The organism is Limnochorda pilosa, from assembly GCF_001544015.1.
GTDB classification, from domain to species: domain Bacteria; phylum Bacillota; class Limnochordia; order Limnochordales; family Limnochordaceae; genus Limnochorda; species Limnochorda pilosa.
In genome coordinates this window covers 358,144-383,280 of sequence record NZ_AP014924.1, presented here as the reverse complement: position 1 = coordinate 383,280, position 25,137 = coordinate 358,144, and the positions used below count along the sequence as shown (strand labels likewise).

Below are 25,137 nucleotides of genomic sequence, written 5' to 3'. Positions count from 1 at the left end.
CCTTCCCTGCCCTACCGCTCGCTCAAGAGGTCCTCCCAGTCCTGTGGAAGGTGCACCACCTTGGTTGTTGGAACGTTCATATAGAGGTCTGTGAACAGCCACGAGAACGCGACCGAGCTGTCCCACCCGCCGGCTGTGACCACGAGGAAGCTGTCGGGGCCAGCAGCGATCGGAATGGGCTCGTCTTCGGGAGTGGTCCGGAGGAGCCACCCAATGAATCCGGTCGGTTCGAACTCATCGAGTTGCCACGTCCGCTCGAATTCGTCACGAGGGGTCCGGGCGTAGGTGTACAGAACCTCCTTGATGTCCTGCTTGGACCGCCCTTGGCCGAAGAAACGCCGCGCCTGCAAAGGCGTGACCAGGAGGACGCCGACGGTGGAACGTTGCCACGCGAACCGCGTTGACGGCCAGAATGGGATACTCGGGGGCACGAAGGCCGCCGCGTGCTCCGGGTTGGGTCCAGGAACGCCGACGGTTCCAGACACACCGAGGACCGTCACCGTATTCGTTCCCCGCTCAAAGCCCAGTTCCACGTTGAGGGGTGTCCAGGGCACCACGTCCTCTGCCTCACCGATGACGAGGCCCGTGTACGTTCCTGGTTGCCCGTGCTGGGCGGGTGGAACGTACCCTCGGCCAAACCCGCCGAGATTGCGCATGGCAAGGTTGATGGCCCGACCGATCACGGCCCCGGCCGGATAGCCCGGGTGGGGCCCCAGCTCGTTCTGTGCGTGGTTGATCCCCAGTTGATCCACGATCGGCCCGTTCACGATCACCAGTGGCGCCACACCGCGAGCCAGAGGCGCATGGTAGTCGTAAGGGTAGGCGGTGATGGCCTCCATGGCCGCGATGATGACCGGCAGGTGCTCGGGTCGAGCTCCTGCCATGGCCGCGTTGATGGCCAGCTGACGCACCGTGACCTCTCCCATGCTGGGCCCCATGGCGCCAAGGACGGTGCCCGGCGTGCGATCGGTCCCCTCGAGGACCCATTCCACCCGCTCCGGTGTCGGTGGGATCAAAGGCAGGCCGTCCCCCCAACGCCTCTCGGTGAACGTCTCCATGAAGGCCTGATAGGCCCCGCCGTAGTCTTCGCCCCTAAACGTCAAGACCGAAGGAGACGGAATCAGCCTATTCTCGTTGCGTTCCAGATAGGGTGGGATGCCTCGGGTAAGCCCGTTCACTACGTCATCCACGACTTCACGTCCGGCTTGCCGAGCGCGCGCTTCTTCCGTCAGTTCAGCTGCCGGCACGGTCACGGCGGGCAGCACACCTTGGCCGTTCAAGCCTGCCTGAGCAAGAAAGGTCGCTTCCTGGTCCTCGAACAGCACGAACGTGGTCGGGATACCCGCCTTTTCGAGCTCGACGGCGATGAGACCCATCGCCCGATTGCACCCGCCTCAGCCGCCCACCCCGCCGATGACGGCCTCCACGCCGTGGGCCTCGATCGCTGCGAAGAGTTCGTCCTGCATGTGGTAGTCCGTTGGGAACTCCGCCGGCGGGATCAACGCAATGTCTGGGTACCGCTCCTGAAGAGCTTCGCCGAGGCTCTCGAGGAACGCGGCACCGTACCCGTAGATTGGATCGGCGGACGAAGCCCAGAGGCCGATCCTCTTGCCGTTGAGGTCTCCCGGTCGGGCAGCGATCGGATGGGTGATTTCGATTTCGGCCGATGGATTCAACACCGAGAACTGAACGGCAGCTGAGGCCGTAGGGCTGATGGCCGCAGCCAACGACCACGACATGACGACGGCCAAGAGCATGCTCCATCTCCGCCAACCACGCGCACCGTGCACTTGGGCGAACCTCCTTCTTACCCACATATCCATAGAGCGTATCTCCACTCCATGCCGCTCCACCCGCGTTTCCCGATGGAGGAGACTGGCCGCTCCCATCGGGAGCGACCAGCCCCGTCGCTCGGTCACGCCTGATCCTATCCTCTCGTGGTTAGCAGCCTCCGGGAATGGGTGCCGCCTGAGGACCCTCCCACGGTTCCACGGGGTATCCCGATAGGTCCCAGGCGTCGAAGCCTCCCTCGAGAAACCGTACGTCGGTGTAACCGAGGAGTTGGGTGAGGGCCAACGCGGCCATCTTCGCCGTGGCGTCGCTTGCCGCGTAGATGACGACAGTTGCGCCCTGGTCGGGCACAACGGAGGACACTTGAAGCATGAGGTCGTTCAGGGAGACGACCGTCGCCTCCGGGATCTTGCCCAGTACCGAAACCTCGTCGGCCAGCCGTACGTCCAACACGACCGGAGCCTCGGGCCCATCGATCAGCGACCTCAGATCTTGGGCCGAGATCATCTGAAAAGCTTGCGCCGATGCCCCCCGCGCCAGGAGGAGGCCTCCCAGCAACAGCACGAAGGATGCGACGCCCAGACGGCTCAACATCTGCCGCCGCACTGCGAATCCTTGCATACCAAACATCACCCCGTTCGCGTGAAGTTCCCTTCCCACAATGCCTAGTGTATCAATGCCAGCTTGCACGCCGATTGCCCGATGCTCGCGGAGTCGCTTCAGTTTGCTGATCCAATCCCGGCTACGACGCGGCCCGCGCGGCGATGAGCCAGCGAGTCCCTTCGTCGACTCGACGGTTCATCTATCGATCGTAGTCTGGCACATAGGCTTCGACCAGCTCGTCCCAATTCCAGGGCAGTCGTATCTCCCGGCTCACCATCGAACCAGCCGGCCATCCTGGAACGACCATGCTCTTCTCACCCGGCCCTCCTGAAACCAGGATCAGCATTTGCTCAATGAGGGGAGTCGGAATCAGCTCGTCGGGCGATTGGGTCTGGTGAACCCAATCCGGCACCCGCCGTGCCATCCCTGTGTCTATGAAACGCTCCTTGTAGACGTAAAACGGAATCGCAGCGTTGTCCTGGATGAACGCCCGCATGCTCTTGGGGGTCCATCCCTCTTCGGCGAGCTGTTGGGCGGTGTCCTGGGCGACGATCAGTACGACCACCGAGCGGATGGGGCGATCCATGCCAGCAAGGTGGGCGGCCACCAGCTTCATGAAGCCGCGGGTGCCCTGACCGATCCCCAGGATGTTGTGGGTCCCTTCAGCGCCGACGACGCTGACCACGTTGGCGCGCTTGCTGAACCCCAGATCTGTGTGGAAGGGGGCCCAGGGGCTCGCCTCGGCGTTCTCGGCCAAGACCATCGTGAAATCCCCAGGATAGCCCAAGCACGACAGATCGGTGACGCCCGGCCAGCTTCCACCTATGTTTTGAACGATCAAGTGCAGCGCTCGACCTACGACCGCGTTCCCCCGCCATCCTCTTCCCAATGCGTTGGTGCCGGCGTTGAGCCCGAGCTGCGACACGATGGGCCCGCTCACGATGACCATGGGCGTGTCGGGGCTGGTTGTGGTAGCCAGGCCTCGGAGGTCGAAAGCGGGATCGGCAAGGGCTTCGGTGGCTGCGATGAGGAGGGGCATGTCGACGGGCCGGCAGCCGGCCATGACCGCGTTGACCGCGATCTTCTCGATGGTCGCCTGCCCCCCCATCGGAGGAAGGGTAGCCACGACGACATCTGGGGAAAGATCGGCCCCTCTGAGCATCTCGGCGACGCGTTGCGCCGTGGGGGGCACGATGGGTAGACCATCCGACCAGCCACGCTCGTAGAACAGTCGGTTGACCTCGTCCAGGACGTCCGACTCCACGGTCATTCGCTCGACGCGTGCCTTGGGAAACTGCCCTGCCATTGGCGGCTTCGACAGCCCCATCTCCCGCATCGTGGCCGAGAGCAGTTCATCCACGTACTGACCGTCCGGACGGATACCGGCAGGATTGTAGATCCACACCTCGTGCGACTCCTGTCCGACGGAGCGTTCCCCTGCGACGTCAGTGCCGCTAGAGCCCGAGACCACCGCGGCTTCAAGGAGAGCCGCGGCCATGCACGCTGCGAGTGCGATCCTTGTCCGCGTCATCAGGCGGCTCATCCTCCGGATCCGACTGTTGCAGCTCGGCACGAATATCGGCGGGGGGCGATCACCCCCCGCCATCCCTCCTCTCGTCCCGGCGGTTGCCCTCGCTTCACTGCTCAACCCTCAAGCCCCCATCGCACAAGCGGCGTGTTTCGAGCAGCCTGCAACTGCCGGGACGCGCTCAACCCCAACCGCCGCCATCCGTCTATCTCCACGCCTCCAGGGACTTGGAGACGGGCGCGTACCGGGTGGTCTCCAGATAGACCGAGTGCTTGCCCGGACCGCCCGCCACGACCACTAGGACGTTGCCAGGCTCCGCCAAGACTGACGGTTCGGCCTCATCCTGCCGACAGTCGGGTTCCACACCGTTGTTACGCACGAGGTACCGCTCCATCGAGATGCTTGCATGCTCGTGCAGGTAGGCCTTCACATCCGCTTCGGTCCACCCCTCCCCAGCGATGGTCGCCGCATGCTCTGGGCTCAATGCCAGTACCTTGGCAGGACCGCGCCCGCATTCGAACGCGTTCTCAGCCAGACCTGCCACCGGACCGATCGTAGCCGCCATAGGATCGAGCAGCCCTTCCGCGGTGTTGGGGTTATGCAGGTTGAAGTTGACGAAGCTGCGCATCTCGAAGACGGTCACCAAATTGGCATCACGGTCGAACCCCAGTTGCTCGTTGACCGTCTTCCACGGGGTCGCGTCCACGTTCTCTCCCAATACCATCGTGTAGCTGGCGGGCGAGCCGAGGGTTGATTTGTCAGGCGACGGCGGCTTCGATCCACCCACCACGTCCATGATGAGGTTGATCGCGCGCCCGACGGTCGCGTTCGGCCCACTGAACGGACCCGGCGCCAGCGCGCCTTCAGCGTACTGAACCCCGATCTCCTGCACCGCTGGCCCGGTGACCAGAATGAAGATGGCGCAGGGGTTGGTGGTGGTGGTTGCTGAACGAAAGTCGTGTCGTGGGTCCAGCAATGCATCGGCCGCCGCCAGGATGAGCGGAAAATGCTCTGGGCGAGCACCGGCCATCACAGCGTGGACCGCGGCCAGCTCGACGGTGAGCATGCCCATGCGAGGCGGAACCGTGCCGATCACCGTGTCTGGGGATCGGTGCGTCCCCTTCAGCATGGCTGCCACCCGGTCCGGCGTCGGCGGAATGATGGGCAGCCCGTCGCTCCACCCGTTGCCAGAGTAGAGGGCGATCACGTCATCGAGGCTGCCTTGGAAGGTGAAGTGCTCTGAGGGGTATGCTCCCCTTCGTGAAGCCATCTGGGCAGCGGACGGCCTCCAGTCCACCGCGGCTCGCACGACGGCTTCAAAGGCGTTGTCGGCCTGGGCGCGGATGGCCTCCCGTTTGATGCCGCCCATGGGATGAGGTAGGACGACGAAGCACAGGTCCGCGGCACCGAAGCTGGCCGCGGTGGACCGGGCCAATCCTTCAAACTCCGTCGTGGTAACGGTGACAGTCGGTACACCCAGCTTTTCGAACTCAATCTGGTCGTGGACAAGCCACGACGTGCAGGACCCTCAATCGGCCTGGGAGGCGATCACCAGATCCGGTTTGATCCCTACTCGCTGCCATGCTTCGATCATCTGGGCCGCGACGTTTTGTCCGGGTGGGACGTTGAGCGGTTCCTCCCACGACTTGAGGACACGCACCCCCTCCACTTGGGCATCCAGCCGTTCAGCCAGCCGGTCGAGGAAGTTGTTGCCGTTGTGCTTCCCGTTCCAGAACAGCACGACGGTCTTGCCTTCCAGCGAGTCGACTCGCTCCGCGATCTTCACTGGTTCAACCCATGCAACGCCCTCCGGGTTGACCAATTCCCACTTCTGGGCCTCCTGTGCGACGATCGGGCCTGCACTTACGGCGCCGACCAAGGCGACTACGAGCGAGCAGATCACGATGCACCAGCATTGCCCTTTCATCCCGTCCCAGCCCCCTTCTGTCGTCCGTGCAGCGCTTCCATGCTCACCGGCGATCCGAGTCCGCTGGGCGAGCAGTCGTCCGCTACACCTTGGCTTCCGCCAGCAGCGCTGGATGTCCGAGATCTGGACGGCCGCTCGGCCCTGAGCGGGCCGAGCGGCCACCCTTTCACACCGTCGTTACCGCCACTTGTCCGCCGACACGCTGATCAGCCGCGGCGTCTGGGCGCCGAAGGAGGAGACGTAGACACTGTGCTTGCCGGCACCGCCGCTCACGATGAGCTGGATGCGCTCCGGACTTGAGACGATGGGGATCATGTCACCTGGCCCGGGGCTGCCAAACCAGCGCGGGGGTTTGCAAATGGCCCCTGCCCCTGGCATGGCTTCGAAGGGCACCTTCGAGTTCTCCCACAAGAACCGCCGCATCTCGTCCTTGCTCTTCCAGCCGTCGCTGAAGATGGTCGCTGCGTGCTCGGGGCTCAGAATCACGAGTACATCGGAGTCGGAGAAGCAGCGGGTGTTTTGCCCAGCCCGGTCCATACTGTGCGCAATGACTCGCAGCAAGTCCTCTCCGGTGATACTGTTGTGGTCATTGATGTTGGCCGGAATCTCAGCCCCGGTCATCACAGTGACGATGCTATCGCCCGGGTTGAAGCCCCGCTCCACGTGCAGAGGGCCCCAGGGATTAGCCTGTTCGTTCTCGGCGATCACCATGGCCACCGTATTGCCAGGCCAGCCCAGGGTCGTCTTGTCGGGCTCAGGCGGCCTTGAACCGCCGATGACGTCGCCGATGAGGTTGATCGCATGGCCGAGGCAGACGTTGGCCTGCTGGGATGGCCCAGCCGCCCCCTGCCCATACGCAATGCCTACCTCGTCCACAATCGGACCGTTGACGACGACCAGCGGCGCGGTCGGGTTGGTCGTTGTGGTAGGCCCTCGATAGCTTGGGTCGACCAGCGCCTCGACGGCGGCGAGCAGCACGGGCATCTGGTCCGGCTTGCAGCCCGCCATCACCGCGTGTACTGCCACCAGTTCCACCGTGACGGCACCCATACGGGGCGTCATCATGCCGATGACCTCGTCGGGGCGGTGACTGGTGCCCTTCAGCATGGCCTGCACCCGCTCGGGCGTCGGCGGGATGATGGGCAGGCCCACAGACCAGCCATTGCGGAAGAAGAGCTCGTTGACGTCTTCATCGGTGCCGGTGAACCTGATCACGGGCGCCGGATAGGGCGGTGCCGCGGCGGCCACTTGCGCCGCGCTCGGCTGCCACCCGGTGGCCACATTCAGGATCTCTGCGAATGCGGCATCCGCCTTGGCCCTGATCTCGTCCGGCTTGATCATTCCCATGGGGTGCGGCACAACGACGCGTGCCATGTCGGTTACGCCGAAACTGCGGGCGGAATTAAGCGCCAGCCCGTCGAACTCTGTCGTGCTGATGGTAACGGTCGGGATGCCCAGCTTCTCGATTTCGACCTGGTCGTGGACAAGCCACGACGTGCAGGACCCTCAATCGCACTGTGAGGCGATGACGAGGTCGGGCTTGTAGCCGGCCACGATCGCCGCCTTCGCCTTACTCTTGTCCACAGATCCCGAGATGCCCGCCGTCTCTGGGTGATTCTCCCAGATCCTGATGATCTCGACGCCTTCCACCTGCTCCATCAGAAGCTCGCCTACTCGGGTGAGGAACAGGTCGCCATTGTGCTTCCCGTTCCAGAACAGGGCGATCGTCCTGCCTTCCAAGGTGGTCGGATGCGGATTTGCCTCGACCGGTTCCACCACGACGACACCTTCAGGACTGACGAGTTGCCACGTCTGCACGTCCGCGCCGCCCGCCGCGAAAGCGACCGGCACCGTAGTCACAGCCAGCGCCACCCACACGATGACCATCCGCCATGCAAGTGTGTGTCGCACGGTCTTCCTCCTCATCTGTCTGACTTGGGTCACTCTGCGTTCTGGGATCCCGGTCCACTCAGGGCGTGATCACCTCCTGATGCATGCCTTCTCTTCCAGGAGCACGCTCACCAGGCTCCGGCGCACATCCGAAGAGCACGCGGTCATCGCCGATCCGCCGCGTCAGGTGTAGGTCGTCGCAGTGCTGCAGGAGCGGGATGACGTACTTTCGGCTGATCCCGAAGAGGTCGCGCACTTGCGCCACGGATATGCGTCCGTTCTCGCGGATGAACTGAACGAGCTCGTTCACAATCCGATCGTAGACGTCGCTCGGATAGTACAGATCGTCGGCCACCTTGATCAGGAACCTTTGCTCGACCAAGGCCTCGAAAACGTCCGGGCCGACCGCGGCCTCCATCTCGGCGCGCGAGGGCGGTGCATTGCGGGTTTCTCGGAGCCTGCGCTTCAACCCATCAATGCGTTGCTCCTGCTCTGGCGTGAAGCGCACATCGTGCTCGGTCAGGGAGACTACCGGCCCGAGCGACACCGCCAGACCCTCGCGCGCCGCCGCGCCGAGCACGGCGTTGAACGTCGGAGGGTCCATCCGCATACGGTGGCGCAACTGCTCTCGCGGCATGCCCCGCCGCAACGGCTTTTCGAGATGGTATGCGTGTAGAGCATCGCGCAGCCGCTCCGTAATGCGGGCCCAACCTGTCGGGCTCACGAGCAACGCCGCGGGTTGCGGCTCCTGCTGTTTCCCCCCGATCGTCGCGAGAGAAAGCACCTCTCCCGAGTCGAGAAGCTGCTGCAACGCAAGGTCGGCTACCTTACGAGGAAGCGCGCTCTCTCGGATGACGGTAGCGGCCGGGCAGGGTTCGAGGTCTGACAAAACCGCCTTCACGACGGAACGTGGCCCCCCGTCGTTCAGCCGCTCAACTGAAGCGAGAACTCGCTTGCGCCGGCCCGAGTGTCGAGCAGCTCGCGGATCGGCCACTCGCCCCCCGCCCAGGGTCACACCTAAGGAAGGGTGGCGAATGATGAACCGGTCGTTCCGGAGCATGCTCACCGGTTGAGCGAAGCGGAACTCAACCCACCCCTCCTTCCCCGGCTCCAGCTCATCCCCCTCAATAAGCCTGGCACGGGCCATGGTGCGCGCCGTTCCCCAGTAGCACTCGACCACCTCATTGTGACGCAGAGCATGGGACAGGTCACCGAGCATTCGAACCCGGGCGTGCACCACGTACGCGGGTTCGAGCGCGTCGGCTTCGGCCAGGACCGTGCCGCGGTGCAAGGTGCTCGTACCTCCGTGCAGGTTCACTGCAACGCGTGTGCCCGGCTCCGCGCGATCGACCGGATTCCCGTGAACCTGGAGCCCTCTTACTCGGACCGTACCCTTGTCGGGGAAGACCATCAGCTCCTGGCCCAGATAAATGCTCCCATCGACTAGGGTACCCGTCACCACCGTCCCGAACCCGGAGATACTGAAGACTCGATCGATGGGAAGCCGCGGGTGTGCCAGGTCCTCGCGCGCCTTCACCCTGGCGAGCGTCTCGTCAAGGGTCGCGCGAAGGCGCTCCAGACCCTTGCCCGAGCGGGCCGACACCGGTACCACCTCGGCGGACGCCAAGTGCGTACCGGCTAAAGCCTCCTTCACGTCCGCCTCCACAAGGTCGATCCACTCCTGATCGTCCATCACGTCGATCTTGTTCAGGGCCACGACGCCGCTTGAGACACCCGCCAGGCCCATGATGGCCAGGTGCTCCCGCGTTTGGGGCATGACGCCGTCGTCCGCGGCCACGACGAGAAGCACCGCGTCAACCGCACTGACCCCGGCCAGCATGTTTCTGATGAGATCCTCATGTCCAGGGACGTCGATCACGTTCACCGTCCGCCCGCTTGGCAGCGTAAGCCAGGCGAATCCGAGATCGATGGTCAGGCCCCGTTCCTTCTCTTCTCGAAGGCGATCGGGATCGATCCCGGTCAACGCCCTCACGAGGGCGGACTTTCCATGATCGATGTGTCCCGCCGTGCACAGAGTCTGCATCCGCGTACCCCGTCCTTAAGAGTTGGCGGAAGTGCGTGGGAGTCGAACCCACCGCGCCCCGCTCGCAGCGGCGCGCCACCGGTTTTGAGGACCGGGGAGCCCACCGGGACTCATCCACCTCCCTGCACCGCGCCAGCAACCCATCCTCCCCCGACTCACTCAACACCCGCACTTCTCGTGGAGCTCCACCAGGAATTCCTCGACGGTACGCGCCGACTCCGGGTCCGCGGCAACCTCGGCTGTATCCAGCCATACGATCTCGCCGCGCTCCTCTTCCAGATCGAAGGTACCGACGGCGCCGCCCCGAGGTGGAATCCTGAGGATCCTGACGTCGCCGACGGACTCCTCACCCGGATCGCTCCCGCCACTCGGTGCGCTCAGGATGAGGTCAACGGTGGGAAACGCCTGCGCGATCGAGAGCTCCTCGCTGGGTGACAGTTGTGACATGAGAACGATCCAGTCCGCCTGTCCTCCTGCCGACTGGATGACAGACCGCAGTGCCCGAGCAGGATCTTGCACCACGGCCTGGTAGCCCGTGGCCCGCGAAATCGCTGACCCTTCCGTGCTGGTCCACAGTCCGGTCACGAGGACGTTGACACCGTCCACGGAAACCATCCGATAAGGATCGAAGACAGCGGTCCCTGACGTCGACGTCAGGTTGGCCGAAACGAACGGCGTCTCGTAGGTGGCCACGAGCTCCTCCAAGAAGTCAAGCCCGAACGCCAAGTCCGAGGGTCCCACATTGACGGCCACCGCTCGCATCTCCTCGTACATCTTCGCGATGAACATGGCCGTCATGATGGACGGGTCGGGCGTGAGTTGGGCCACTGTTGCATCCGCAAAGAACCCGCCCCCCGCGTCGACGAAGAGAGGCTTCGAACCCGCGTTCGCGAGCGCATTCAGGTACCCGATACGGTGGGCCAACCCACCGAGCTCGTCACCAGACATACTTTGATACGGTTCCACCTGTCCTCCGACGGCCACTGTCCCGACAAGCACCGCTCCCTGAGCCCCAGCATCCGGCTCCGGAAACGCCAGGAGACAGAGTGCAACCGAGAGGACGGCCATACCCCGACGACCCGCCAGCCATGATCTACTGGATAACGGACGAGCGTCCACGCTGGTTCGCCACTCCTTCTCTTAAGCCAGGATGATGGTTGTTCGAGTCATGATCAGCGACATGACGGTGCTTCCCCGCCCCATGCACGCCAACGTTCCCCCCGGGGGTTCACCGGACTCGGACGCCTATCCACCGGATCGAGCTGACCCCCATTCCTAGCAGCTGCCCCGGGCTCATCCAAACCCTGGCGCTACCCGACGGTCATCGTTGCCCTCCTGCACGCTCTCTTGAATGGACGCTCTCTTGCTGACTCGACGTTCTATTCTTCACAAGTGGCATTCCGCCATCGCGCGTGCGTGGCGAGTATAGCGCAGCACCCTCAATCTTCCAATTACCGCACCGTTGCATTTGGCTTGCCCACAGATGACGGCCGCTTTGCGCGCACATGCGCTAGATTCCTCACCCTCTCGACACACGTACCTGCCTGCGCACCCCGAAGCAGCGGCTCGAAGCGATCCGGAGCGATGGCGGAAGGATCCATGAAGGCAACGCCCGCGCCGAAGGCTCGGCGAAACTTCACGGACCCCGAGAGTCGTGTCATCGACCGGCAACCACTGTGCCATCGCCCTGTCATTGCTGGCTGGAGGGTTCTTCCGCTATAGTGATTCCATAGTGATTCCGTGGTTACGGATTCTGTGGTCACGTGCACGACCCGATGCGCATTCCACCGTGAGGAGGTTTGTGATGAACGTCACAAAAGTCGTTGGGCTCGGAGTGCTCACGGCCGCAGGCGCAATGCTATTGGCCGGTGGAGTTGCAGGTGCTCAGTCGAACGTGATGACATGGCAACTCGTGAACCCAGAGGGCGTTGTAGCCATCGAACCGGTGAACATCGCAGAACGAATCGACACACTGGAAGGCAAGACCGTGGGACTCAAGTGGAACGGTAAGCCCAACGGCAACCTGTTCCTCGACCGTATCGCCGAGTTACTGGAAGAGAATGTGGAGGGCGTCAACATCATCAAGTTTTACGAAGTAGAGCCGAGTACCGTACCGCAGAGTGCCGGAGACGCCGATGCTGAACGAAAGGCAGACATCATTGCACGCTATCATCCGGATATCGTGATCGGCTCGCAGTGCGATTGAGGGTCTTGCACCTCATGGCTGGTCGGTGACCAGCTAGCTGTCGAGAAGAGGGGCATCCCGACCGTTACCATCGCGACATCGGAGTTCATCGATCTGGCAAGGGCCACCATGGTAAGCATGGGGGCACCTGACATGGCGTTCGTCATGGTCCCGCACCCTGTGGGCATGATCACCGAGGACGAAGTCGTGGAGAAGGCGGATGCAGCATTCCCGGAGATTCTGAAAACAGCTACCTGCTGGCGTCCGAGTCGTACGGAGATCCCTGATCTGGGGAAGCCTCCGTACCCGGCCGACGTGTTCGAGTTCCGCGGAACCTATGCCCAGGTAAATGAGCTCTTCCTCAACCAGGGATGGTCGCTGGGTCTTCCCATCGTACCTCCTACCGTAGACCGCGTCCAGGAGATGCTCACGGGCACCAGTCACGCGGCGAGCGAGGTAGTGTGGGACGGCGTTCCACCCCGAATGGGTACTCTCACAGTCGAACTGGTTGCGGCCCTTGGTGTCATGGCCGGTTGCACGCCGGAGCACATGCCGCTCCTGCTGGCCGTCGTCGAAGCGCTGGCCTCGCCCGAGTACAACTGGCGGGCGCAGACGACCACCACCCACCCGGTCGCGCCGCTGGTGCTGGTGAATGGCCCAATTCGTCACGAAGTCGGGGTGGCCTCTGGCGCTGGCGCAGCCGGCGGGGGGCATCTGACCAACGTATGCGTTGGGTACTTCATCAACCTGTTGGGCGACGTCGTTGGCGGATCGAAGGCGCCTGATCCAGACAAGACCGACCAAGGTTGGGCCGGCAATATCGTAGCCACGGTGGTCGGGGAAAACGAGGAAGCCAACCCATGGCAGCCGTATCACGTCGAGATGGGCTTCATGGCGGCCGACAGTGTCGTGACTGTGGCGGGCGGCTCACCTCCAGGAAACAACTCGGACCATTCCAGCACCCATGCCAGGGACCTGGTGGAGAATCTGGCGGTGACCGTGGCCGGGCAGCGGGCCGGCCTGGGGTGCCTGCGGGATGTCGATGGCTTCTTGCTGTTGACGCCGGAGCACGCGGCGACCATCGCGCATGACGGATGGGGAAAGGACGACATCCGGCGGGGTCTATGGGAATACGCACGTTACCCATATCGTCTCTATCCCGGAAAGCCGGGAGGCAAGTCAGCGCCACCTTTCACCTGCGACCCACCGCAGGAGTGGGGCGCGGTAAGCGACGAAACGCCGGTACCGCCGATGGACGCGCCTGAGAGTATCCACATCGCGGTGGTCGGCGGGCCTGGCAAGCACTCCCAGTACTGGGATGGCCAGTTTGCACCGCCGGTATCGGTGCTCGTGGACAAGTGGCGCTAGACTGCGTATCGGGCTCACCCGAGTGGGGTGATGGTGACGCCGGGCTCATCGGGCCCGGCGTCCGCCCGCTCGGACCCCATATGGCGCGTCCCTCAAGCGTGGGCCTCGTGCATGGCTCCTCGGTCCAAGAGGTGTGCCACCTACGGCGCACACGCTGTCTTGTCCGTGACGGCCGCAAGGACTTTGTGTAGGGGGTGGATCCCCTGGCAGGCACTCCCGTGCGTCTCACCCAGATGAGCTCCAAGGCCGGCTGAGCCTCCAAGCTGAACCCTGAGGACCTGGTCCAGGTCCTGCGAGGCCTGCCCCGGCTGGCCGATCCGAACCTGCTGGTGGGGAACGAGATGATGGACGACGCCGCCGTCTATCGCCTCGACGAGACGCGCGCGCTCGTTCAGACCGTCGACTTTTTCACCCCCATCGTGGATGACCCCGACCTGTTCGGGCGCATCGCCGCCGCCAATGCCCTGAGCGACGTCTACGCGATGGGGGGCCGACCCCTGACCGCCCTGGCGCTGGTCGGGTTCCCTATCTCCAAGCTCCCCCTGGACGTGCTGAAGGCCATCATGACCGGGGGGGCGGACGTGCTCCGGGAGGCGGAGTGCGCCCTGGTGGGCGGGCATACCATCGACGACCCTGAGCCCAAGTTCGGCCTGGCCGTCACCGGGCTGGTCTCGCCGGAGCACTTCCTCAGCAACGGCGGGGCCCGTCCCGGGGACGATCTGGTGCTTACCAAGCCCATCGGCACAGGGTTGATCTCCACGGCCGTCAAGCGGGACGGATGCCCGCCCGAGGCGGAGGAGGCCGCAGTGAAGGCCATGACCAGCCTGAACCGCGCAGCCTCGGAGGCGGCCCTGGCCGTGGGGGTCGATGCGTGCACCGATGTGACGGGCTTCGGCCTGCTGGGCCACCTCTACGAGATGGTGACCGCCAGCGGCGTGGCCGCGGAGGTGTCGGCGGAGGCCGTACCCCTCCTGCCCCATGTGGAGGAACTGGCCCGCCGCGGCTTCGTCCCCGGCGGCACCTGGGCGAATCAGCAGTACCTGAGGGACAAGGTGGCCTTCGATGCCCGGGTGGACGGACTCCTCCGCATCGTCCTGGTCGACGCCATGACCTCAGGCGGCCTCCTGCTGGCGGTGCGCCCGGAAAGGACCCAAGGCCTCCTGGCCGCCCTGAGAGAGCGGGGCATTGAGGAAGCCCAGGTGATCGGACGGGTTCTGGATGGGGCGTCCGTACCCGTCACTGTCAGATGAAGAGATCGGTGCTGCCTCGCGATGCGGCCCCATACGAGTGCCCCCCCGGAATGAGACCTTCCTGCCCACGAAACCCGAGGTCACCGGGCCGCTGTGCTCAGACGGCCCATGCTCACCCACCCGGGGGCGCGCGGGGCGCCCCGGCGCGCCTCGCTCCGACGCTGCATCAGCGCCCGCGTTCCCCCACCGTCGCGCCCGCACCCTCGCGGGCCCCCGCAGGCAGCCGCTCGTGCAGGAGAAGCCCTGTGGCCAGCGCCAGGCCTTGAGCGACGCCGGTCATGGCCCACGCAAGGCCGTAGGAGCCCGTACGGTCGACGGCGGCGCCGAAGAGGAGGGGGGTGCCCATGGTACTCACGTAGAGCGCGGTCATGGAGAGGGCCAGGCCCAGGGCCGAGCCCCGGGCACCCACGGCTTCGGAGACGGTGGTCACGTAGAGCCCGTTCCACCCCAGGAAGACCAGCCCGCCTGCCAGGGCCAGCCCCGCGGTCGCCGCGGGTGCCGCTGCGCCCAGGAGCCCGACGAGCCTCGGCCAGGCGACGAGGACGGCAGCCACCAGCACGCCCGCCCCCGCCAGCAGCAGGAGCACGGGCTGGCGCCGGGCGCCGAAGAGGCGGTCCGACACGTGGCCCCAGAGCAGGCGCCCCGCGATTCCGCCGGCGTGGACCAGAATGAGGAGCTGGGCGGCCCCCTTCGCGGTCCAGTGGAAACGGTCCACCAGGTAGAGGGGGAGGTAGCCCAGCAGGCTGAACTGGGCGACCCCGAAGAGACAGGCCATCACGGTTCCGATCCAGAGGGTGCGGTTGCGGGCCAGGTCTGCGAACCTGGGGGGATCCCCGCCGGGAGCGGCGCTCCCTTTGCCGGAGGTGGGCGCCGTGCTCCCGAGAGCGAGCCAGGCGACCGCCCCCGAGAGGAGCGCCAGCCCCGCTGCGGCCGCGAGAGCCGGTGGCCAGCCCCGGGTGCCGGCAAGGCCCGGGAGGGCCAGCGCGGCCATCAGCCCGCCGATGGGCAGGCCAGCCTGGCGGATGCCCATGGCGAGCCCTCGGCCCCGGGCCGGGAAGGCCAGCATCACCGCCTGGCTCCCCGCGGTCTGGCTGCTCGGATACCCGAAGCCCGCCAGGAAGAGGGCGGCGATGATCCAGAGGAAGCCGCCGCCCCGCGCCGCCGCCAGGGTGAGGAGTCCGGTGATCAGAGCCCCCGCGGTGAGGACCCAGCGCTCGCCGCGCCGGGAGGTGAGCATTCCTGTGGGAAGGAAGCCCACCAGCGCCCCCAGGTCGAAGCTGGCCAGGAGCATCCCCACCTGCGTCAGGGAGAGCCCCAGAGCGGTCCGCATGAAGGGCGCCAGTGCTGGAAGGCCGAACCGAACCACGGTCAGCCCGGCCTGTTGGGCGGTCGCCCCCACGAGCACGTACCACCGGCGGCTCGAAGGTCCACCGGATTCTTCCTCTGTTACGGGTGTTACGGGCACGCCTGCCTCGTCGGAACGGTCCACGTCCGTGCGGACGCCTCCTTACCCCCCAGGGTCTCGGCCACCAGGTCGGCCACGTGGGCCACGCGAACCCGGTCCGAAAGCCCGGCCCTCTCGACGCCCAGCTGCATCTGCATGAAGCATCCCGGGTTGGCGGTGACCACCACGTCCGCTCCGGTCCGCCGGACCGCTTCCATTTTCTCGTCCAGGAGCAGGAGCGACATCTCCGGCCGCGTGAAGGTGTAGGTGCCCGCAGAACCGCAGCAACGGTCGGCCCCGGGAAGCTCCACGTACTCAACTCCGGGCAGGCTCCGCAAGAGCTCCCGGGGCTCCCGCCACACCCCCTGCCCGTGGCGGAGGTGGCAGGAATCCTGGTACGTCACGCGCAAGGGCCGCTTGGAAGCCGCCCCCGGGCCACGGGAGCGGTCGCCCTCTGCCGACGGCTCGGCCGGCGGCCGCCCCGCCTCCTGCGGCCCGCCGGCCTCGCCGTCCTGCAGGCCCTGCCGCAGGACGCGGCGGGCACCCAGCTCCACCAGGAGTTCGCTCACGTCGCGAGCGCGGCGGCTGAACGCCTCGGCCCGGGGCCGCCACTCGGGGTCCTCTTCGAGGAGGTGTGGGTACTCCTTCAGCATGGCCCCGCACCCGCCTGCCCCGTTCACGATCCACCGGGCGCCGGAGCGCTCGAAGGCCTCGATGTTGGCCCGGGCCAGCCTCCGGGCCTCCTCGGGGCGACCCGCGTGGGCGTGCAGGGCGCCGCAGCATCCTTGACCGGTGGGCGTCTCCACCGTGACGCCCATGGCCTGCAGCGCCTGCCCGATCCGGGCGTTGGTGCTGGGGAAGAGTGCGTCCTGGAGGCACCCCAGGAAGAGGGCCGCCTGCGGCCGTTCCCCTTCGGGACCCAGCGCGCCGGGGGTCAGCGGCGGTTCGCCTGGCGCCGGGCGGGCTCTGGGGGGTCGGGCCCAGGGCGCCGGCACCCTGGGCAGCATAGGCTCCAGATCGCCCAGGTGCTTCGGCAGGAGGCGCAAGAGGCCCAGGGCCCGCACCAGGCGCCGCAGGCCGCTCGCCTGGTAGAGCCAGAGCAAGGAAGCACCCAGGGCCAGGCGCCTCGGGTGGGTGACCAGCTTCTCCAGGAGCAGCCGCCGAAGGCCCGAGTTCTCCGGAGCCCACTCGCCCCGGGCCGCCACGGCCGCCCGGGCCGCCTCCAGCACCTGCCCGAACTGGACACCCGAGGGGCAGGCCGACTCGCAGGCCCGGCAGCCCAGGCAGAGGTCCATCTGGTCGCCCACGGCCCACCCCGGCTCCATATGCCCCTCTAGAACCTCCTCCACCATGGCCAGGCGTCCCCGGGGAGAGGCAGGCTCCCGGCCCAGGTGAACGTAGGTGGGGCAGGCGGGCAGGCAGAACCCGCACTTGTTGCACCGGTTGAGCTGGTCCAGGGTCTCCTGCCCGAAGAAGGGCCGGATCTCGGGCGATGTCACGACGACCTCCGCCCGCCCTTCCTGGGCGAGGAGCCCTCGGTCCGCTGCCAACGCCAGCACCTCCATCAAAGCTCTCAGGGCTCGAAGCGCACGGCACTGCTTGCCGTGAGACCGCGTCCGTATCAGATGATGTGAACCATCCCGAGTCCTCGGCGCCGGTGCGCCCGCTCACGCACGGGGCGCCCACAGCAGGCCGGCAGGATCGAAGACCCGCCGTACCGCCTCGTCCCACGCCTCCCAGGGGACGGCCGAGGATTCATAGCGGCCCAGGGGAGCCGCCTCCCAGACGGCGTACCCGCCCAGACCCTCCGCGGTCTCCCGGACCCGCCGCCAGCCACCCTCGTGCGGCGGGGCCCCCAGGGCCCGCACGACCCCGGAAGCGGGCTCCACCAGCAGGAGCCCGAACCCGCTTCCGCCGGGCTCACTCCTGGATCCCCATGCCTCCCGCACGGCCTGCCAGAGCTCGCCTGCCCTTCGCGCCGGCACACCCAGCCGAGCCAGGCAGAGGCCGGAGGCCGGTCCGGCAGCCCGCAGCAGCCTCCAGGCACCCGTGGGTTGCGAGGCGCCAGGACGTTCTTCCCACGACACCTGAAGGCCGTGCTCCCAGCCCAGCCGTTCCAGGTTCTCCCGCTCCGCGGCCAGCTCGCCCTCGAATCCCTGGTAGTAGAGGAGCATCAGGGGCCCTGACCCGCCGGGGAGCCCGAAGGCGTTCAGCGCATGTGCCACCTCCCGCCAGGCCCGTTCGTGTGCCGGACCCGGACCTTCGCCGAGCCGTTCCAGCACCTCGATCCCCACGGGGCCGCCGGGCCGAGCGGCGAGGCGGTGGGCCATGGGCGCGAGGGCGGCCGCGTCTCCGCCCGTCACCACCGCCCGGGCCTCGGCCGGGGGCGCGGGCCGGAGCCTGAGGATCACCCGGAGCAGCACCCCCAGCGAACCATGCGAACCCACCAGCAGCTTGGCCAGGTCGTAGCCGGCCACGTTCTTCACCACGGGGGCACCCACCCGCGAGGGCTGGCCCCCGCCCGTGATCCACTCCGCCCCCAGGAGCCAGTCCCGGGCCGGGCCGTAGCGGAGGTGCAGGGCGTTGGACGTCCGGCCGGCCAGGTGCCCGCCCACCGTCCCCGAGCCGTCGCCGGCGCCCTGGATGGGGTAGGCCAGGCCCGAGCCTTCCAGAACCGAGGCCACCTGGGGCCAGGAGGTGAAGGCCGGTAGGGAGAGGGTCAGGTTGCCCGGGTCCAGCTCGGGCTCGCCGCCCAGGGCCGAGGTGTCCAGCACGCCCACGCCGGGCGGCAGGGGCCACCACGCCAGGCGGGAGCCCGATCCGGCCACGGCCAGGCGCCCGGGGGAGCCTGCGGGCCCTGCGGCCGCGACCTCGGTGCCCACCTTTAGGATCTCCCGCAGCCCTTCGGTACCGGGCGGGCGCACCACCCACGCAGGGGTGCGGGGCCAGCCCTGCTCCCGGGCCCAAGCGTGCGGATCGGGCTGCCACGAGGCCGGGAGCCGGGCAACCCACCGCTCCAGGGCGTCTGCATTCGAGTTCCCAGGAGGGGTGGTCACGGGGCGGGTCATGGCGTCAAACCGCCCCCCGGGCGGCGGGAATGGCCTTCCCCGGGTTCATCCGGCCTTCGGGGTCGAAGACGGCCTTCACGTGGCGCATCAGCCCCAGGTCCTCCTCTGCGAACATGAGCTCCAGGTTGCCGATCTTGTCGAGCCCGACACCGTGCTCGCCGGTGATGGAGCCCCCGAGCCGCACGCAGGTCTCGAGGATCTCGCGGTCGGCCGCCTTCATCCGGCGCATCTGGTCTGCATCCTTGGGGTTGTAGGGGACCAGGGGGTGCAGGTTGCCATCGCCCGCGTGGGCCACGGCGATCATGGGGATTCGGTAGTTCTCGCCAATCCGGCGCACGGCCCGCATCATCTCCGCCAGGCGTGGGCGGGGGACGGTAATATCCTGGGTCCAAAGGTGAGAGGAGAGCCGTGCTGCGGCGCCGTACGCCGCCCGCCGGCCCAGCCAGAGGGCATCGCGCTCGGCCTCGTCCCGGGCGATGCGGAGCTCCCGGGCACCCGCCTCCCGGCAGATCCGGGCCACCGCCTCCCGGGCATGGGCGACGGCCGGCTCTGTGCCGTCCACCTCGATGAGGAGCACCGCCCCGGCGTCCAGAGGGTAGCCCGCGTGGGCGAAGGCCTCCACCGTCTCGATGGTGCCCCGGTCCAGGAGCTCCAGGGTGGCGGGTACCACCCGGGCGGCGATGATGTCCGAGACGGTCTGAAGCGCCGCCTCTAGGTCGTCGAAGACGGCAAGCATCGTCTGGACCGCGTCGGGCAGGGGGAGGATGCGGACCGTCAGACCGGTGATCACCCCCAGGGTGCCCTCGGAACCCACCCAGAGCCCCACCAGGTCCAGGCCGGGCGCGTCCGCGGCGGGGCTGCCCAGCCGGGCCCGGCGGCCGTCGGGAAGCACCACCTCCAGCGCCAGCACGTGGTGGGTGGTGACCCCGTACTTGGCGCAGTGGGGGCCGCCCGCGTTCTCCGAGGCATTTCCTCCCAGGGTGGAGACCCGGTGGCTGGACGGGTCCGGGGCGCAGAAGAAGCCTAGCGGCCGGAGCGCCTCCTGCAGGGCCAGGTTGGGGCAGCCGGGCTCCACCGTGGCCGTGCGGCCCTCCACGTCGATCTCAAGGATCCGGTTCATGCGGTTCATGGCCAGCACCAGTCCGCCGGCCACGGGGATGGTTCCCCCGCTGAGGTTCGTTCCCGCGCCCCGGGCCAGGAGGGGGACCCCCAGGCGGTGGGCCGCTGCCACCACGCCTGCGGCCTCCTGGGCCGTGCCGGGGAAGCAGACCACGTCGGGCATGGCCTTCTCGCCCGTGGCGTCGTAGGCGTAGGCGAAGAGCTCGTGGGGCTCGGTCATCACCCAGGATGGGCCGACGATCTCCCCCAGCTCCCTGCCCAGCCGCGCCACCCGATCCCGTGCGTCCCCCTCGCCCCACGGACGCGATCCGTCGTGACCGGAGGATGGTGCACCGGGCACGTCATTTCCGAACGTTCGGTTCGCTATCTTCACGGCAGACCGCCCGCGCAAGGTATGAGTGCTGATGCGCCACTATTATGGGGGAGTCCTCTTCCACGGAGGGATGCCGTTTTCCTCTCCTGGCAGAATGCTGATGCGTCGTTCCGCTCATCCCGTCACCCGAAGCCAGCCGTCCAGGGCCAGAAGGGCGAGGAGGAGGACGGGAAGGGTCAGGACCACCCCGATTCGGAGATAGGTCCCCCAGCCGACGCGCATCCCCTTCCGGGCCAGGACGTGGAGCCACAACAGGGTCGCAAGGCTGCCGATGGGCGTCATCTTGGGACCCAGGTCCGCCCCGATCACCGTCGCGTAGACCATCGTCTGGTTCACCGCCTCGGTGACCCCCTCTACCTCGGCCACCGAGAGCGCCCCCACCAGCGTCGTGGGTAGGTTGTTCATCGTCGCCGAGAGCACAGCCACCACGAAGCCCGTGCCCACCGCCGCCGTGGTGGAGCCCTTCTCGGCGAACCACCCGAGGAGATCGGCCAGCATGGACGTCAACCCCGCGTTCCGGAGACCGAAGACCACCAGGTACATGCCGAGGCTGAAGAAGACGATCTGCCAGGGAGCCCCTCGAACCACCCGGCCCAGATGGACCACGGGACGGTCGAGCGGGGCCACCGACCCCGTCTCGGCATGGGCGGTGGCCGGACGCCACCAGCGTCCAGCGACCGCGGCCAGCACAGCTGCCCCCGCGCCTGCCACCACAGAGACCGGAACGCCCAGGGGACCCGACCCGAAGTAGCCGGCCACCAGGAGGGCGAGCACCGCCCAACCCCATCGGAAGGTGAGAGGATCCCTGATCGCGTCTTCGGGGCGTTTCAGGGCGAGGAGGTCGTACTCTGGCGGGATCTCGCGGCGGAAGTTGGCGTAGAGCACGAGCAGGGTCGCAGCCAGCGCGGCCACCCCCACCGGGAGCATGACGCGGGCGTACTGGTCGAAGTCGATTCCAAAGAAGTCGGCGATGACGATGTTGACCAGGTTCGAGACTACGAACGGAAGGCTGGTCGCGTCGGCCACGAACCCGGTGGCCATGACGAAGGCCAGGCTCGCGCCCGCGCCGAAGCCCAGCGCCAGCATCATCTCCATCACGATCGGGGTCAGGATGAGCGCCGCTCCGTCGTTGGAGAAGACGGCCGTGGTGGCTGCCCCCAGGAGGACGATGAGTGGGAAGAGCTCCCGCCCGCGTCCTCGTCCCCAGCGGGCCACGTGAAGGGCGGCCCACTCGAAGAAGCCCACCTCGTCGAGAATGAACGAGATGATGATGATCGCTACGAGGGTAAGGGTCGCGTTCCAGATGATCCCCCAGACGACGGGGACGTCGGAAAGGTGCACGACCCCTGCCGCCAGGGCCATGGCGGCCCCGCCCAGCGCGCCCCAGCCAATGCCAAGCCCGCGCGGGCGCCAAACCACCGCGACCAGCGTGGCCACGTAAATCACGATAGCCAGCAGCAAGGGGATTCCTCCAGCTTCCGCAGGGGGTGGCCGCCCTGACCGAGAGGGACGCCAGGATGGGCGGCGCCCGCGGCCGGCAGGACGGAACCGATGAGGGTCCGGCCCGATTATACGTCGGCTGACGAAGCCGGTAAATCCCCTCTCAGCTGGAGCGGCGCTTGGGCCGGCTCGACCTTCAAGAGCCCCGGGGGATCTGCGTGGCGCGTCCCTCGCCTTGACAGAGGAGCCACATAATGGTAGTAGTAACTGACAACGACCCTCGCGCTCCCGTGCGCCACTGTCCCGTTACCTTCGATAGATGGACTCTCCCAAACGGGGGCTCGGCGGCCGTCCCCGAGCCCGGCCCCGCGACCTCAGGCGTGGGGGATGGCTCGCTCGTTCGGCCATAGGAGGTGTGTCGATGCGGTTGAGGCGTGTCTCCTGGCGGTCGTGGATCGTTCTGGCCATCATCCTGGTGGCGGCGGGAGCGGCGGGAGGCGTCTTCCTGAGGAGGGATTCCAATACAGCGGTCCCTTCGCCGCCACCCTCGTCGGCTGAGATGGCTGAAGCCCAGAGCATGCCCACAGACCCGTCCGTGGGAGGATCGAGGGATGGTCGGCGCTACGTGATCGTGCCGTCGGAGTCGCGCGCCCTTTACCGCGTCGGGGAGACCTTCCTCCGCTTCGACCGGCCTGGGGTGGCCGTCGGGGTCACCCAGGCCATCAGCGGCGAGCTCTCCATGGACGTGGAGCAGTCAACGGAAGGCGTGTTCGGCATGGTCCGGGTGGACCTCAGCGAACTCACCTCCGATGAGCCCCGACGCGACCGGGCCATTCGCGAGCAGTGGCTACAGTCGGCCCAGTTCCCCATCGCGGAGTTCCGACCTACGGGGCTTGAGCTGCACGCTCCCTACCAGGACGGCCAGGAGCTGCCCGTGACCGTGCACGGGGAGCTCACGATCCGGAATCTGACGCGCCCTACGGCTTGGACCGGATCTCTCATCCTCGAAGGCGACACCCTGCGGTCGACGGTGACCACCCAGATCCGCATGACCGAGTATGGGTTTGAGCCGCCGTCCGTCCTGGGCGTACTGCGGGCCGAGGATGAGGCCTCCATCGAGGTCGAGATCGTTGCCAGGCGTGACGACTCGTAGTGCGCCCCAGGTGATGTCCCGGCACTCCCTGCCGTGCACCACGTCGCCCAAGCGGCGAAGGTCGAGCGGCGGGCCGAGGAGCCAGTGGCATTCGGAGCAGACGAGCCTGATATACCTCAAGACAGAGGCCGGTGTCGGAGCCGGGATCATCCTGGAGCACCAAGACGGTGACCCGACCGCGCGCCGTCTGGTCGACGAAGCAGCCGAGGCGCTGACCGCAGTGGTCGCCTCCGCCGGGGTCCTCCTGGACGTGGACATGGTGGTCATCGGGGGCATCTGGGGGGAGTTCAGCCCAGCCTTCCTGGAGCAGGTCCAGGAAGGGTTTCAGACTGTGGTGGATCGGACCGGGCTCGAGAAGACGGTGAAGGTGAAGGGCTCGACGTCAAGCGCGGGCTGCGACCTCCCGGGCGCCGTCGGTTTGGTCATCGACGACTGGCTGAATCCCTACTCGTCCGACACCGTCGACTCCGCTCCGGGTCCCAGGAGAGAGGGAGAGTGCTCCTCTCGGTCGTTCCGAACCATGACTCCACCGCAGGAAGGAAGGCGCGATCTCATTCTCACGAGGGAGGGAACCCAAGTGGCACATAGGCGGTACCGTGTCATGGGCGTCGCGGGGTTGGCGCTGCTGGCCGTGCTCGTTGCGGTCCAGTGGGCAGGCGGCGCCCTTGCGCAGGACCAGCAGGGTGGAGAGCCCATCGTGCTCACGGTCCTCAACTACCTGGACGCCACGAGCCCGGGTGCCGAGCGCGAGGTCGAGGAGGTCTGGAACGCCTTCGAGAGGAACAACCCCGGCATCAAGATCGTGCGAGAGGACCTCTTCCTGGAGCCGTTCCACCAGAAGACCGAAGCCTACGCCGCGGCGGGCAGGCTCCCGGACGTCATCTACATGTGGCCGGGAGGTCGCTCCAGCACGCTGCACACCCAGCGGCTGGTGAAGGACCTCACACCCTTCGTGGACCCCATGCGGGACGAGTTCTCGGAGGCGGCCCTGGTTCCTCAGGCGGGGGGTTATCTGGCCGAGCTCCCCATCGCGCTCACGGCGACGCACGTCCTCTACGTGAACAAGGAGCTCCTGGACAGCCTTGGGCTTCAGATCCCCACGACGTACGAGGAACTCGAGGAGATGGTCCCGGCCCTGAAGGCCGCCGGCAAGGACGTGGTCCTGATGGGCGCCCAGGACGACTGGGTCGTCCAGTCGACCCTGTTCAGCATGATCGTGGGCAGGCTCGTGGGCGACGGGACCATGGACGAGATCATCGCCGGACGGGCCGAGTTCACCGACGAACCCTTCGTCAAGGCCTTGAGGTTCTATGCCTCCCTCTTCGAAGACGGGGTGCTCAGCCGCCGGATCTTCCAGACCGCCTACAACGAGGTGAACCCGCTCTTCGCATCGGGGAAGGCTCCCTTCCTGATCGACGGCGACTGGAAGGTGGGGAACTTCCTCACCGACCCCACCACCGGCGAGGCGCTGATCCCGCCCGAGGAGCAGGAGAACTTCGTCATGACCGTCTTTCCCGCCATTCCCGGGGAGTTGAACCACAACACCACCTCCTCGGTGCCAGGCGTCGGCTTCGGCATCAACGCGGCCATCCCCGAGGGGTCGCGCAAGGAGGAGGCCGCGTGGCGCCTGGTCGGGTGGCTCACATCGGCGGAGGCTCAGAGGATCCGGCTTGAGACGGGCGCCGCCTTCCCGTCCCGGAAGGGCGTCACCAGCGACCGTCTGGAGCCTCTGGCGCAGGAGCGGTCGCGGTTCTATGGCCGGGTTGGCGGGACCTACGTCCTCGACAACGTGCTCGACTCCAAGGTCTACGGCCCGCTCAACGTGGGGCTGCAGGAGATCGGGCTCGGACTCTCGACGCCTGAGGCGGTGGCGGCCTCGGTGCAACGGGCCTATGACGCGTGGAAGGCCGCGCAGCAGTAGTCTTCGGTGACGACGGGGGGCGGCGGGCGCGGC

The 25,137-nt window shown here is 66.9% G+C and carries 17 protein-coding genes and 1 tRNA gene; 4 read left to right on the top strand and 14 right to left on the bottom strand.

The window, feature by feature from the left end; translation table 11 throughout:
* Positions 1 to 11 precede the first annotated feature (11 nt).
* The 9 genes from LIP_RS01755 to LIP_RS01710 form a co-directional block, all read right to left on the bottom strand.
* Positions 12 to 1,376 carry a hypothetical protein gene (locus LIP_RS01755; protein ID WP_068133517.1) on the bottom strand — a complete coding sequence of 455 codons (1,365 nt, stop codon included), beginning with the start codon at positions 1,374 to 1,376 and terminating at the stop codon, positions 12 to 14.
* Positions 1,377 to 1,394: 18 nt separating this feature from the next.
* Positions 1,395 to 1,751 (bottom strand): hypothetical protein, encoded by a 357-nt coding sequence (locus tag LIP_RS01750; RefSeq protein WP_144440276.1) that lies wholly within the window; start codon positions 1,749 to 1,751, stop codon positions 1,395 to 1,397.
* A 190-nt stretch (positions 1,752 to 1,941) separates the two neighbouring features.
* Positions 1,942 to 2,412: a rhodanese-like domain-containing protein gene (locus LIP_RS01745; protein ID WP_158509520.1), complete on the bottom strand. Its 471-nt coding sequence runs from the start codon at positions 2,410 to 2,412 to the stop codon at positions 1,942 to 1,944.
* A 181-nt stretch (positions 2,413 to 2,593) separates the two neighbouring features.
* Positions 2,594 to 3,799, bottom strand: coding sequence for a hypothetical protein (locus tag LIP_RS01740; RefSeq protein ID WP_068133509.1), 1,206 nt, complete (start codon positions 3,797 to 3,799; stop codon positions 2,594 to 2,596).
* A gap of 328 nt (positions 3,800 to 4,127) precedes the next feature.
* The gene (locus LIP_RS01735; protein ID WP_273701361.1) at positions 4,128 to 5,849 is read right to left on the bottom strand and encodes a UGSC family (seleno)protein; all 1,722 of its coding nucleotides are present in this window, start codon (positions 5,847 to 5,849) and stop codon (positions 4,128 to 4,130) included.
* 177 nt (positions 5,850 to 6,026) lie between these two features.
* A complete protein-coding gene (locus LIP_RS01725; RefSeq protein WP_273701381.1) occupies positions 6,027 to 7,760 on the bottom strand; it encodes a UGSC family (seleno)protein in 1,734 nt (577 codons plus the stop codon).
* A 58-nt stretch (positions 7,761 to 7,818) separates the two neighbouring features.
* Entirely contained in the window at positions 7,819 to 9,783 is a 1,965-nt protein-coding gene (selB, locus tag LIP_RS01715; protein ID WP_082725719.1) for a selenocysteine-specific translation elongation factor, read from the bottom strand.
* 23 nt (positions 9,784 to 9,806) lie between these two features.
* A tRNA-Sec gene (locus tag LIP_RS18720) sits at positions 9,807 to 9,905 on the bottom strand.
* A gap of 37 nt (positions 9,906 to 9,942) precedes the next feature.
* Positions 9,943 to 10,851 carry a bifunctional UDP-sugar hydrolase/5'-nucleotidase gene (locus LIP_RS01710; protein ID WP_144440271.1) on the bottom strand — a complete coding sequence of 303 codons (909 nt, stop codon included), beginning with the start codon at positions 10,849 to 10,851 and terminating at the stop codon, positions 9,943 to 9,945.
* Between the two features lie 736 nt (positions 10,852 to 11,587).
* Between LIP_RS01710 and LIP_RS01700 the strand changes: the two genes are divergently transcribed.
* Both LIP_RS01700 and selD read left to right on the top strand, forming a co-directional pair.
* Positions 11,588 to 13,336, top strand: coding sequence for a UGSC family (seleno)protein (locus LIP_RS01700; RefSeq protein ID WP_273701371.1), 1,749 nt, complete (start codon positions 11,588 to 11,590; stop codon positions 13,334 to 13,336).
* Between the two features lie 233 nt (positions 13,337 to 13,569).
* Complete coding sequence (gene selD, locus LIP_RS01695) at positions 13,570 to 14,586, top strand: selenide, water dikinase SelD (protein WP_082726537.1); 1,017 nt, start codon at positions 13,570 to 13,572, stop codon at positions 14,584 to 14,586.
* A gap of 166 nt (positions 14,587 to 14,752) precedes the next feature.
* Here the strand turns inward: selD and LIP_RS01690 are convergent, their stop codons facing one another.
* The 5 genes from LIP_RS01690 to LIP_RS01670 form a co-directional block, all read right to left on the bottom strand.
* On the bottom strand, positions 14,753 to 16,075 hold the full coding sequence (locus tag LIP_RS01690; RefSeq protein ID WP_144440269.1) for an MFS transporter: 1,323 nt from the start codon (positions 16,073 to 16,075) through the stop codon (positions 14,753 to 14,755).
* Positions 16,042 to 17,580 carry a (Fe-S)-binding protein gene (locus tag LIP_RS01685; RefSeq protein ID WP_068133481.1) on the bottom strand — a complete coding sequence of 513 codons (1,539 nt, stop codon included), beginning with the start codon at positions 17,578 to 17,580 and terminating at the stop codon, positions 16,042 to 16,044. Before LIP_RS01685 ends, LIP_RS01690 begins: the two co-directional genes overlap by 34 nt.
* 117 nt (positions 17,581 to 17,697) lie before the next feature.
* The gene (locus LIP_RS01680) at positions 17,698 to 19,098 is read right to left on the bottom strand and encodes an FAD-binding oxidoreductase (protein WP_068133477.1); all 1,401 of its coding nucleotides are present in this window, start codon (positions 19,096 to 19,098) and stop codon (positions 17,698 to 17,700) included.
* Between the two features lie 4 nt (positions 19,099 to 19,102).
* Complete coding sequence (locus LIP_RS01675) at positions 19,103 to 20,488, bottom strand: FAD-binding oxidoreductase (RefSeq protein ID WP_068133474.1); 1,386 nt, start codon at positions 20,486 to 20,488, stop codon at positions 19,103 to 19,105.
* Between the two features lie 216 nt (positions 20,489 to 20,704).
* Positions 20,705 to 22,051 (bottom strand): arsenic transporter, encoded by a 1,347-nt coding sequence (locus tag LIP_RS01670; protein WP_068133471.1) that lies wholly within the window; start codon positions 22,049 to 22,051, stop codon positions 20,705 to 20,707.
* 400 nt (positions 22,052 to 22,451) lie between these two features.
* Here LIP_RS01670 and LIP_RS01665 point away from each other — a divergent pair, with 400 nt between their 5' ends.
* A complete protein-coding gene (locus LIP_RS01665) occupies positions 22,452 to 23,183 on the top strand; it encodes a YceI family protein (protein WP_068133469.1) in 732 nt (243 codons plus the stop codon).
* The gene (locus tag LIP_RS01660) at positions 23,170 to 25,104 is read left to right on the top strand and encodes an extracellular solute-binding protein (protein ID WP_198409643.1); all 1,935 of its coding nucleotides are present in this window, start codon (positions 23,170 to 23,172) and stop codon (positions 25,102 to 25,104) included. The genes LIP_RS01665 and LIP_RS01660 overlap by 14 nt, the downstream gene beginning before the upstream one ends.
* Positions 25,105 to 25,137 lie beyond the last annotated feature (33 nt).

Coding starts and splice junctions, on each gene's coding strand:
- LIP_RS01755 (WP_068133517.1), bottom strand. CDS start 1,376: ATGGGTCTCATCGCCGTCGAGCTCGAAAAGGCGGGTATCCCGACCACG.
- LIP_RS01745 (WP_158509520.1), bottom strand. CDS start 2,412: ATGCAAGGATTCGCAGTGCGGCGGCAGATGTTGAGCCGTCTGGGCGTC.
- selB (WP_082725719.1), bottom strand. CDS start 9,783: ATGCAGACTCTGTGCACGGCGGGACACATCGATCATGGAAAGTCCGCC.
- LIP_RS01710 (WP_144440271.1), bottom strand. CDS start 10,851: ATGGCCGTCCTCTCGGTTGCACTCTGTCTCCTGGCGTTTCCGGAGCCG.
- LIP_RS01680 (WP_068133477.1), bottom strand. CDS start 19,098: ATGACCCGCCCCGTGACCACCCCTCCTGGGAACTCGAATGCAGACGCC.
- LIP_RS01665 (WP_068133469.1), top strand. CDS start 22,452: ATGCGGTTGAGGCGTGTCTCCTGGCGGTCGTGGATCGTTCTGGCCATC.